This is a genomic window from Rhodococcus sp. ENV425, from assembly GCF_002887785.1.
In the GTDB taxonomy this organism is placed as follows: domain Bacteria; phylum Actinomycetota; class Actinomycetes; order Mycobacteriales; family Mycobacteriaceae; genus Rhodococcus; species Rhodococcus aetherivorans.
In genome coordinates this window covers 18,989-30,649 of sequence record NZ_PCZU01000147.1, presented here as the reverse complement: position 1 = coordinate 30,649, position 11,661 = coordinate 18,989, and the positions used below count along the sequence as shown (strand labels likewise).

Below are 11,661 nucleotides of genomic sequence, written 5' to 3'. Positions count from 1 at the left end.
CTCCCGGCCCGGTCCCGGACGACCCTTCGGCTCGAAGAACACCCGTCCCGCTCCGTATTTCCACGCGGGCAAACGCGTCAGAACCGACATGCAGGAACCGGCCGGTGTAAACCGCACAGGTCAAAAATCAAGCTCAGGGAATGGAGGAGCCGACTACTCGGGCTTACTGTCTCCCGAGCTAAGACGATCAGGTGGTGCAGTAACTACTCGATCAGCGCACAACAACCACGGCGGACGAAGTAGCAGACGCGCGGTGCAATCGGAGTCCGTTGCGGCGATCACTGACTGATGTATGAGCTCGATAATCTTCGAATTCGAATCGAGTGCTGGAACGCCTCGGCAGAAGCGGTGCGCCCGCTGCGCGAGTAGTGCACCGGACAGCGCGCCGTTTTTCGGCGCAATCTGCAAGATTGTACGACGCGCGAGTCGGATGAACATGCTGCAAATCGTTGGTGGCGACTGCGCCAGCACACGATCGGGCAGAGATGACATCGCTCACTGGCGACTGCGCCGGACCGCACGGAACACCGAGGGTGGATCGATTGCCCACCCAGGGTGGGTTTCCGGGTGGTCGAGCGAGCGGAAGATAGACAAGGAGGCAAATCTCAGTTTGGAACAAATGAACGGCCATCGGGGAGGCGTGGACGACGTCGGTTACGCGCTCGTGACCTGGGTGGACGGCCCCATGTGGAGGTCCGAACGGCCTCTATGTCGAACAAGTCCATCAATTGATGTCGGTATCCGTGCATGACGGTCTCCTCGAGCGGCCGCTCGGATATCCGGCCGTGGGCCGCGAAAGGATGTACTGCTACAAGATGTTGCGGACCGATCCGGCTGGCGTGACGGTGCTGCCATTCCGGTGGAGTCCTCGAACCGAAAACGCTCCGGGAACGACTTGATCGAGTCGATTTGAAAACTTCCTAGAACTCATAAAGGAGCGAGAAGGAGCAATGCACGAATCGACCATGGTGCGGCACAATCGGGTGTTCGACGACGCCTCGAGCGGCACCCCAAACGATTCCAATGTGCTTTTCGGGCGGCGGCCGGAATGCGCACGAATTGATCAGTTGTTGGCGGAACCCCTGACGGGGGCGAGCGCCGCGCTCGTCATCACCGGGGATCCTGGGATCGGTAAGACAAGCCTGCTGCGCTACGCCCGCGACGGCGCTCGCACACTGAAAGTGTTGTCCGTGAGCGGGGTCGAGGCGGAGACCATGTTCCCGTTCGCAGCGCTAGGACGATTGCTCACGCCCGTCCTTGATCGGCTCGGTTCGCTGCCCGCCGTTCAGGCGGACGCCCTGCGCTGCGCGCTCACGCTCAGCGCGGAACGACCCCGTGACCGCTTCGCTGTGTGCGCGGCGGCATTTCAGTTGCTCGCGACGACGGCCGAGAGATCCCCGACTCTCGTGCTCGTCGATGACGCGCAATGGTTGGATGTCTCCACCGCCGAGGCACTCGCCTTCACTGCACGCCGACTGCGGGCCGAGGGACTCGTGCTGTTGATCGCCACGCGCGACGCCGGAGGCTTCGCGGACATCGAGCAGCTGAACATCGGCGCGCTCGACGAGGATTCCGCCGCGGAGTTGCTCACCGCCCGATTCGCGGCTGCACCCGCCGAGGAGGTCGTGCGCGCGCTTACCGCGGAACTCGGAGGCAACCCACTGGCATTGCATGAGGTCAGCGGCACCCTCACCCGCGCTGAGCTGACCGGCACCGACCCGCTCCGAGCGCCATTCTCGGCGGAGAACGCCGCATCACGCATCTTCGGCCCGCGTATCTCCGCCCTCGACCGTGCATCGCTGCACGCGCTCCGCATCACCGCGGTCGCCGCCGGTGATGGCCTCGAGGTGGTGCTCGCCGCGCTGGCGGCGAAACCTGGAGATTGTGCCGCGCTGGAATCGCTCGAGAACAAGGGGCTGGTCGCCGTCGAGGTCGCCGATGTTCATTTCGTGCACCCGTTGCTGCGTACTGCCGTACTGACCAATCTGACACCGGGCCAATTACGGGCACTCCACCGAACTGTTGCCTCCGTCATGACGGCGCCGTCACAGGCGGAACGCCGGGCCTGGCACCTCGCCGAGGCCGCTCTGGGGCCTGACGAGGCCGCCGCTCGAGCCCTCGAACAGGCTGCAGACCATGCGCTGAGACGCAGCGGCTATGCCGGCGCCGCTCTGGCGCTCGAGCGCGCCGCTGAACTCTCCAGGGACGGCCCCTCGAAGGCGCGCCGATTCTGTGCCGCCGCGAACGCGGCGCACTCCGCGGGACAGCTTGACACTGCGCTGCGACTGCTGAGGAAGTCCGAAGAGTACACGGTCGATCCCGTCCTGCATGCCGACATCGCGGACATGCGCGGTCGAATTGAACTTCACACGGGACGGGCCAGCGTCGCCCGCATGGTGTGGCAGGCCGGCGCGGTTGCGGTCAGCGAGGTAGACCCCGCGCGGGCGGCCTCGTTGCGGGCCACGGCTGCCATTGGAGCGCTGGCAGCGGGTGATCCCGCGGGCGCCTGTGCGCTCGCGCGGGAGGCCGCCCACTCAGCTTCCCCGGCCGACGGAAACACCCAACTCCTGAGCAAGACCGTCATCGGGAACGCTCTGACACTGATGGGCCAGGAGTCGGACGGCATGCGGTGGATGCGGGAGGCGGCCGCGTCGACCCGGAAGCCTGCGGCAGGTGAGCCCGACATCGAGTGGGTCCTTGTCGGCGCGCTCAGTGGTGTGACCTGGTACGGCGAGGAGATCGATCCGCGGGGGTTCCTCGACCCGTTGCTTCATCAGCTACGGCGCAGCGGCGCGCTGGGCCATCTACCGCTGGCGCTGCATGTTGCAGCGCTCGCCGACAGTAGGCGAGGACGGCTGCAGTCGGGCCGGTCCGCGGCTGCGGAGGCGGCCGAACTGGCGGCCGGTATCGGTGACGTCTTCACGCTGTGTCCGGCGCTGGGCTGCCTTGCGCTGCTCGAAGCGCAAGTTGGTGACGAACAGTCCTGCCGTGCTCATGCTGCAGAATCGCTGCGACAGCGTGAGGTCACCCGCTTGGGCGTGATGCATCACGTGGCGCTGGATGGATTGGGCCTGCTCGAGCTGAGCCTGAACCGACCCGATCGGGCGATTCCATACCTCGAGGAGGTCAATCGAGGCCCGGAGCCGGATGTACGCGACCCGATGGTGGTGCGAGTCTCGTCCCTGGATCTCATCGAGGCCTACGTTCGGGTCGGTGCGGACATCAGCGCCACAATGCGAGATCAGCTGGGGGGATTCGCAGGATTGACGCTGCCTCCGGCGCTCAGTGCTTTGATCTGGCGGGCTATGGCGTTGGTAGCTGGCGATGGGGATTACGACGAGTTCTTTTCGCGGGCACTCGCCTTCCACGCTCGGTGCCCGTCGCCGTTCGATGCGGCCCGCACGCGATTGTGCTATGGCGAACGGCTCCGTCGGGCGGGTCGTCGGCGCGACGCGCGCGAGCATCTTCGTTGCTCACTCGACGGGTTCGAGCGAATTGGGGCTCGCCTGTGGGCGGCGCGGGCGGCCACCGAACTCACCGCCGCCGGGCAACCAGCCAAGGCGCGAAGTGGAAGCGTTGCCGACGCGCTCACCGCACAGGAGTTGGAGGTGGCCCAGCTTGCTGCAAACGGTGGCACGAACCGTGAGATCGCCACGCAGCTGTTCCTCAGTGTCAAGACGATCGAGATGCACCTGGGACGGGTTTATCGCAAGGTTGGTGTCCGCTCCCGGACGCAGCTCGCCAACTCCTTCCGGGACAGCGTGAAGGACTGCGTGTGATCACCGCCGGGCGCTGTACGCGATCCACCCCGCCCGTGGTCGTCGTCAAGGGCGCTTCGACTGCCTCCCCTGGCGACGCGGTTGCCGGGACAGCACCCGATTCCAGGCGGGGGACGGCCCCGGCTTCGCGCTACCGGCTCCGGCCCTTCGACCTGCACGGACCTCGTCCTTCTCGAGACACCCCACTCGGTCAGCTCGTCAGCCACCTCGGGCAGGGGCGCCGCTCTCACCGTTCCTGCGGTACCGGGCTGGTAGGTCGCGAGGGCGGCGGCACCGATCTGGCCGAAGAACCGGGCCTCGTGCTCATCGAGGACATCGATGAGCACGAGCGGCGAGATCATCCGCTGCAGCCGGCCATCAGCGAAGCTGACAGTGCGTGCGCGAACTTATGGGATGGCGGTCACGATTGGGCCGACGTAGTAGTACGGTGCACCCGTGCCGATGCACTGGATGAACGCTCGGGTACCGGGTGTGTATCGGAAGAAGATCGGGTTCGGTCCGGTCTCGAATTTGTAGAAGTCCGGGACCACTTGTAGGTACGGCGGCTCGAGACTCCATCCCTCGCACTCCCACGTTTCCCCTGGTGCCAGGTCCATGCGGATGACCCCGCCGGGTTCGGGTGTGGCGACCGGCGGGGTCGCGGACGCAGTGCCGACTGCCAGCAGACCGAGCGCCGCTGCCGCTGCCACCGACCCGGCACGTCGGATGTTTCTGAGTCGGATGTTTCTCATCGGAAGTCCTCCTCTTGTCGGGTTTGGGGTGGCAAGTTCAGCGGTGGTTGCGCGGATGCGCCAGCCGGATCAGCAGGCTGCCGAGCGAGTGACCTTCCTTACCGAGCACTCCGAAGCGGTGGATCACCGCGAGGTCGCGCTTGTACGGGGTGCCGGTGACGCCGCAGGCCCGCTCGACCGCGGCAACTCTCCGAGAGAGTTCCGTGCGCCGGACGACCGCCGCGAGAATTTCCGCGTCGATGTGGTCGATCTCGTTGTGCAGCTCGTCGAACTCGATTGTGATCGATCGCTCGTCCGATTGGGGGAACGCAAGTGGGTTCATCTCCAGCTCCTGGCAACTATCGCGTATCAGGTCGGTGGTTGTCGGTGGTTGTCGGCGGTTCACCGTGGAACCGAGACCGACACTATGGATTCCACGAAGTACCGACGGCTGCAAATCTCCACACCGAGGGAAAGGGTCACGGGTGGGGACGGGACGGATCGTGCAGTCGGCGGCCGGACCGGGCGATGGCGGGCACGTTGCCGGGCGAGCCTGTTCGGCGACGAGCCGGGGGTGAACCGTCTCGTGGCTTCGGTGATCGCTGCGTCCTCGATCATGAAGGCCTCGCTTCATCGGCGCATTCTGCGACGTACTTGCCGGTCTCATATCGGGTATGAGGAGAGCATCCTTGACGAAGCCGTCGCACTTCACCGCGTGGCGGTAACGAGTAGCCGACTCTTGTTTCCGCGGCAACCTCGCCACGTCGGGCGGGACGGCGCCCACGACCGGCACGCTGAACAACGGCGCGGATGCGGGAGCAAGCGGGCCGAGCCTGACGGGATGGATCGCCTCGGGAACGGCCATCGCTGCGCGAAACACTTTCTTGTTCAAGGTGTTCTTCTCGTGGTGTGTTTCGGCGGGTGTTGCACCCGGCACGAGTGGTTGACGTGGAGAACATCATTCGGCATGGGCACGGTGACCGGCGACGGGGAAAACCCTCGACCGCGATGTTTGGGCCGAGCACCTGTTCGCCGCGGTGCAGGACACCGTGGTCGAACACCAGGTCGCCACCGCGCTGTCCTCCCAGCTCGCGTGCCCGGCCTGCGAAATCCCGCGGCGGCACAGGGACAGCCTGGACCATCGTGATGGGGACGCTGTTCGGCACGCTGCCGCTGGACAGTCCCCGCTGGTGGCGCAGCCCGTGCACGCCGCAGCCGACCCGAACGTTCAGCTGCCTGGCCGCGACCCTGCGGGAGCGGACGACCTCGGGGACTCGCGCACCCCGATCCGCGCGTGCAGTCGGCGCAGCGGTCCCGGTGCCCACCAGTTGAACTCGCCGGCCACCCGCATGAACGCCGGCACCAGCACACCGCGCACCAGTGTGGCGTCCATCAGTACGGCGAGCGCAGTGCCGATCCCGAACATCTGCATGAACGACAGTCCGGTCGAGAAGGACAGCAAGGTCACGGTGAGCAGGGCGGCCGCGCTGCTCACGATCCGCCCGACGCGCCCCAGGCCCTCGATGGTCGCCTCGGTGGTGTCCGCCCCGCCGTCGCGCGCCTCCTTGATCCGGCTGAGCAGGAAGATCTCGTAGTCCACCGACAGGCTGAACGCGATGCAGCACAGCAGCACCACCATGCCGATGTTCAGCGGTGCGGGCGTCACGCCGGTGATCGCGGCCAGGTGCCCGTCCTGGAACAGCCACACCATCGCGCCGATCACCGCGATGAGCACGAACACGTTGAGCAGCAGCGCCTTGATCGGCACGATCATGCTTCCGGTGAATAGGAACAACAGCACGAAGGTCGACACGGCCAGCAGTGCGAGTGCCGACGGCAGACGGCCGGCGATCGCGGAATTGCTGTCGATCAGCGTCGCCGTCGGGCCGCCGACGGCAACGCGGTTCTCGGCCACCGCCGGCAGCGCCCGGATCTCGTGCACCAGGTCCTGGGCCGGTTCCGATTGCGCGTCCACCGTCGGTTCGACCAGCACGTACCCGGCATCGTCGGCGGTGAAGCGCGCGCTCTGCGGTCCCGGACCGGCCACCAGCATCCCGTGTTGGTAGCGGCCGAAGGCGCCGTCCACCCGGGCCACCTCGTCGAGCGCGGACACCTCGCGGGCCACCCGCTCGAGCGCCGCCGCGTCGTTGCGCGCCACCAAGATCGCCGCGTCCGAGCTGTCGGCGGCATAGTCGTCCCGGATCGCGGTGGTGACCTGACGCGCGGCCGAATCGACCGGCAGCGCTCGCTCGTCCGGGGTCGCGAACCGGGCGTGCAGGACCGGAAGGCCCATCAGCAGCAACAGCATCAGCACCGGCAGCGCGGCGCGCACCGGTCGGCGCGTCACCGCCGCCGCGGTGCGACGCCAGAACGGCGAATCCGCCGCCAGCCGGTCGCGTCGGCGCCGCACCGCCAACGAGTCGATTCGCCCACCGAGCAGTGCCAGAATCGCCGGCAGCACCACCACTGCGCTCACGGCCGCCGTCACCACCACCGCCATCGCCGCGAACCCGACCGACCGCAGGAAGTAGATGGGGAACACGAGCATCCCGCCCATCGCCACCGTCACGGTGGCCGCGCTGAACAAGATGGTGCGGCCGGCCGTCGCGACCGACTCGATCACCGCTTCCCGTGGTGGATGCCCGGCGGCCCGCTCCTCGCGGAACCGGGACACCAGCAGCAGCCCGAAGTCGATGGCGAGGCCGAGCCCGAATGCCGTGGCCACGGTCAGCGCGTAGACGGACACGTCGGTGACCTGGGCCAGCACGAACAGCACCAGCATCGTCGCCAGAATCGAGGCCACGCCCAGGCTCAGCGGCAGCAGCGCGGCCACCACGCTGCCGAACACGATGATCAGCAGCAGCAGCGTCGCGGGCAGCGCGATCGATTCGGCCAGCTTCAGGTCCTGCGCCACGTGGGTCTCGAGGGCGTCGGTCAGCCCCAGCTTGCCCCCGGCCGCCACCCGCACCGCCGGGTCCTCGGGCAGCTCCGCGAGGATCGTCGTGGTGTGCCGGGCGGCCTGTTCCGCGGTGCCGCCGACGTGCAGCAGCACCAGCCCGGACCGGCCGTCGGTGCTGCGCAGATCCGGCAGCCGCGTGGTCCAGTAGGAGCCGACCTCGGTCCCCTCCGGCTCCGCCGCGATCCGCCGCTCGAGCCGCTGCGCCGCGGCCATCACCTCGGGGCTGTTCACATCGCCGGCGCGGGCGGTGACCTGCAACACCAGGTTGGGTGTGGAGCCGCCGAAGCGCTCGTCGAGGAAGGCCTCGGCCAGAGACGATTCCGAGCCGGGGTCGTCGAAACCGCCGACCTTCAGCTCGGCGGAGACACCCGTGCCGAACACACCGGCGAGCACCAGGAAGGCCAGGGCGCCGGCGAGAACCCGGCGGGGACGGTCGACGATGAGGGTGGCGAGCCGTGTCACCATGACGTCGTCGCTCCTTCGCGATCGTTTGCCATGCGCGGTGGTGAGCTGTTGTTCCTCCGATGCCGCGTGTCGCGGCTCGTCGTCGCGTTTACCGGCGCCGCCGTGAGCGCCGCAGTCTGCACCATGGCGAGGGCGTTGCGACCCGGGCCCGGCCGGGTAGCCGTCGGTGGTGGTGCTCATCTCGATCCTGCTCTCGATCGTCGGCAATCGGATTCATCCCCGCCCGGAACACAGGGCGCCGCCGCGCTCGACATCACCCCGGACCGTGCGGGACCGACGACCCGTCCGAACGGTCGTCCTGGTGCCGCGGGCCCAACACTTCGAACATGATCGGCCTTCGCGGCCCGGTCGCGATGTTGTGTGGGACCGACACCGGCGGCGGCCGGCGTAGGGCCCGCTCCGGCAGAGCCAGCCGGACCCGCGACAGGATGGTCGCCAGCACGATCGGCATCTCGTACTCCGCCAGGGCGAACCCGATGCACCGTCGATGCGCGCCGCCGTACGGCGCGAATTCGAACGGACTGTAGTGCCGCCCGACGAAACGCTCCGGATCGAACCGGTCGGGTCGTTCCCAGACATCCGGATGCGAATGCAGGAGCGGCAGGGCGATACCGACCGTTGCGCCCGCGGCTACCGGGACGCCGCGCACGTGCAGCGGCCCGGTCAGCCGGCGCAGCACGATCGGCACCGGCGGGTGTAACCGCAGCGTCTCGTGGCACACCGCGTCCAGGTACGGCAACCGAGCGAGGTCCTCGGGCGCCGCCGTCGCGCCCAGGTCCCGCACCTCGGCTATCACCCGCTCGCGGACCTCAGGGTGGCGGTGCAGATGGAACAACGCCCAGCACACCGAGGTCGCGGTGGTCTCGTGCCCGGCCACCAGCAATGTGCGGAGTTCCTCGCGCAGTTCGCCGTCGTCGATCCGCGACCCGTCTTCGTAGGTCGCGGCGAGCAGCATGCTCAGGATGTCCACCCGGCCGTCCTCGGGCTCCGCGCGCCGGCGCTCGATGTCCTCGGTCAGCAACGCATCGAATTCGTCGCGGGCGCGGACGAACCGATCCCAGGGCGCGTGTCCGAACACACCGCGGCGCAGCGGTGGAACCAACATCAGCGGGCCGGTGTAGGCGGCGAGGAAATCGGCGACCACCCGGATGTATTCGGCCGGGCGTTCGGTGCCGGTGAGCCCGAACACCGCCTCCAGGATCACGCGCAGGGTGATGGCCCGAAGGGCAGACCGCGAGTCGACGATGCGTCCCGGAGTCCAGTCGGCGATCTCATCGAGGGTCGAATCGCGGATGATCTCGCCGTATGCCCGCATCCGCTCCCCGTGGAACGGTGGTGTCAACAATTTCCGTTCCCGGCGGTGCCGCTCTCCGGATATCAAGATCAGCGACGCGTCCCCGACCAGCGGCGCGATCGGATTCGGTGTCGGGGGCTCGACCAGATCGACGGGCGCACGGAAGATATCTCGGGCACCCTCGGGATGTCCGGTGAACAGGATCGGCGTGAAGCCGGGAAACCGGACCTCGAACGGGTCACCGTCGCGGTCGCGCCGCCACCGAAAATAGCGATCGGGATCGGCCCCGGCGGTGAGCGTGCGAACAGCACCGCGCCCGGCCGCACGTAACTGCGAGGCACGCGGCAACATCGTCGACATACCGCGGCCCTCAGATCGCCTGCAGTGCCCGCAGCACCGCGCGGCCGGCGGCGGGATCGCCCACCGCGATGCGGGCGCTGCCGTCGGCGTAGGGTTTTGCCACGATGCCGGCGCGCTGCAGCGCCGGTGCGATGCGCGACCCGTTCAGGTAGAGGAAGTTGGCATGGCTGCGGGGAACATGCACCCCGTTCTGCCGCAACGCCACCCACAAGAGTTCGCGTTCGGCGGTGATCCGCGCGACCCGGTCCCGCAGTTCGTCCTCCGCCGCATAGGAGGCGGTCACCGCCGCCACCGCCGCGCAACTCATCCCGAACGGCAGCTGCCGGCGCCGCACCCGCGCCACCAGCTCCCGCCCTCCGAATACGTACCCGATGCGCAGCCCGGCCAGCCCGAATGCCTTCGAAAACGTCCGCAGCACCAGAATATTGGGGTAGCGGCGAATGAGGCCGAGCACATCGACCGCGTCGGCGGCGTCGATGAACTCGACGTAGGCCTCGTCGAGGATCACCACCACCTGCGGCGGAATCGAGGACAGGAACACCTCCAGGTCGGCCGCGGAGACCAGGGTGCCGGTGGGGTTGTGCGGCCGGCACACCACCACCAGCCCGGTCCGGTCGTCGACCGCCTCGCCCATCGCACACAGATCCTGGCGACCACCATGATCGAGCGGCACCGCCACCGCTTCCACGCCCAACATGTCGGCCATGATCGGATAACCGTCGAACGTCGGGTTCGCGAACACCATGGTTTCGCCGCTTCGCAGCACGGCCTGCATGATCTGCATCGCCACCCCCGTCGCGCCCGAACCGACCGCCACCTGCTCCGGGTCCACACCGACCCGGTCGGCGATGATCCGGGGAAGCCGCTGCGGCAGAAACTCCGGATATCGATTCGCCCGGGCCATCTGTTCGTACAGCGCCGCCAGCACCGACGGCAACGGCGGGAACGGGTTCTCGCTCAGCCCGAGCTCGAAGTGGGGCATCGGCCTGGTCACGCCGCTCCCCGCCGACGGTGTCGTCGCCTCCGCGATCTCGCCGGTCATGGCGTCGGCCCCGCTCCCCATCGGACGGCGGCCGCACCGGCGAAGTCGCCGGCGTGGGCGAATCCGGCCAGCACCACCAGTGACCCGTTGCCGATGCGCCCGTCCCGGTTGGCGGTATCCAGCGTCACCGGAATGCCGGCGCCGAAAAGGTTTCCGCACTCGTCGAAGGTGTCCGGGTGCTGCTCCGGGGTCAGCTGCATGGCCTCGCGCCAGTTCCGCAGGAACAGCCGGTTGGGTTGGTTGGTGACGAAGGTGTCGACCTCGGCGGATTGCACGCCGATCCGATCGCAGACCGCCAGCGCCACCTCCGGCACCAGCCGGTTGCCGCGGGCGAACACCTTGGTGATCTTGGACTCGGTGAACCCCACGCAGACCTGCCCGAGGCCCGGCTCCCAGTACTTGCGATCGGAGACCGGAACTCCCTCGAAGGTCATGTCCCCACCGAACTCCGGATAGGTGCGGCATTCGATGCCCAGGATCGGGGCGTCGTCGGATTTGGTCAACAGGCCGACCCCGCAGCCGTCGCCGGGGACCGAGGCATGCGCCAACCCTCGGATCTCGCTCTGGGTGAAGACCTGTCCCGCACTGTTCTGGGTCGTGGCGACCAGCGCCGTGGTCGCATCGGAGTTCTGCAGGATGGTCCGGGCCAGCGCCATCATGTGCACGAACGACGCGCAGCCGCCGTTGTGCACGTCGATCACCCAGTCCGGGCGCAATCCCAACCGGCGGGCCACCTCCGGGCCGCAGCCGAGCACCGGGTTGTCGGGCAGCTGGGTGTGGGTGAGCAGCACATCCACGTTCGAAATCGTGTCCGCGCCGTGCCTGTCGATCAGCGGGGCCACCGCCCGCTCCACCATGTCCACCGCAGTCTCGTCACGGGCCACGTGGTGCCGATACTTCGGCGAGCGGAACATGACGTTCTTCGCCATCCGGTCCGAGCGGGAGAACTGAGTGAAATATTCGGTGGGAACCCGATTCTCCGGTAGATAGCTGGCGACGTCGACCAGGCTGACCGTGGGCCGGGCCGCTGTCATCGGTGCGTGCACTGTCAT

General features: G+C 67.8%; 6 protein-coding genes. 1 reads left to right on the top strand and 5 read right to left on the bottom strand.

Annotation, left to right across the window (positions count from 1 at the left end; all coding sequences use genetic code 11):
- Positions 1–950: 950 nt before the first annotated feature.
- Positions 951–3,779 (top strand): LuxR family transcriptional regulator, encoded by a 2,829-nt coding sequence (locus CQZ88_RS11585; RefSeq protein WP_006943737.1) that lies wholly within the window; start codon positions 951–953, stop codon positions 3,777–3,779.
- A 768-nt stretch (positions 3,780–4,547) separates the two neighbouring features.
- On the opposite strand, the gene CQZ88_RS11580 is transcribed toward CQZ88_RS11585, so the two are convergent.
- The 5 genes from CQZ88_RS11580 to CQZ88_RS11560 all read right to left on the bottom strand — a co-directional run bounded on the left by CQZ88_RS11580 (position 4,548) and on the right by CQZ88_RS11560 (position 11,661).
- Positions 4,548–4,832, bottom strand: coding sequence for a chorismate mutase (locus tag CQZ88_RS11580; RefSeq protein ID WP_006943743.1), 285 nt, complete (start codon positions 4,830–4,832; stop codon positions 4,548–4,550).
- Between the two features lie 885 nt (positions 4,833–5,717).
- A complete protein-coding gene (locus CQZ88_RS11575; protein WP_180986994.1) occupies positions 5,718–7,913 on the bottom strand; it encodes an MMPL family transporter in 2,196 nt (731 codons plus the stop codon).
- A 253-nt stretch (positions 7,914–8,166) separates the two neighbouring features.
- Positions 8,167–9,567, bottom strand: a complete 1,401-nt coding sequence (locus CQZ88_RS11570; protein WP_006943751.1) for a cytochrome P450 — start codon at positions 9,565–9,567, stop codon at positions 8,167–8,169.
- A gap of 10 nt (positions 9,568–9,577) precedes the next feature.
- Positions 9,578–10,549, bottom strand: coding sequence for an aminotransferase class I/II-fold pyridoxal phosphate-dependent enzyme (locus tag CQZ88_RS11565; RefSeq protein ID WP_044476352.1), 972 nt, complete (start codon positions 10,547–10,549; stop codon positions 9,578–9,580).
- Positions 10,550–10,605: 56 nt separating this feature from the next.
- Positions 10,606–11,661 (bottom strand): 3-oxoacyl-ACP synthase III family protein, encoded by a 1,056-nt coding sequence (locus CQZ88_RS11560; protein ID WP_081637044.1) that lies wholly within the window; start codon positions 11,659–11,661, stop codon positions 10,606–10,608.

Bases quoted from the DNA above. Each gene is read 5' to 3' on its own strand.
- CQZ88_RS11575 (WP_180986994.1), bottom strand. From the start codon at position 7,913: ATGGTGACACGGCTCGCCACCCTCATCGTCGACCGTCCCCGCCGGGTT.
- CQZ88_RS11560 (WP_081637044.1), bottom strand. From the start codon at position 11,661: ATGACAGTGCACGCACCGATGACAGCGGCCCGGCCCACGGTCAGCCTG.
- CQZ88_RS11570 (WP_006943751.1), bottom strand. From the start codon at position 9,567: ATGTCGACGATGTTGCCGCGTGCCTCGCAGTTACGTGCGGCCGGGCGC.
- CQZ88_RS11585 (WP_006943737.1), top strand. From the start codon at position 951: ATGCACGAATCGACCATGGTGCGGCACAATCGGGTGTTCGACGACGCC.
- CQZ88_RS11565 (WP_044476352.1), bottom strand. From the start codon at position 10,549: ATGCCCCACTTCGAGCTCGGGCTGAGCGAGAACCCGTTCCCGCCGTTG.
- CQZ88_RS11580 (WP_006943743.1), bottom strand. From the start codon at position 4,832: ATGAACCCACTTGCGTTCCCCCAATCGGACGAGCGATCGATCACAATC.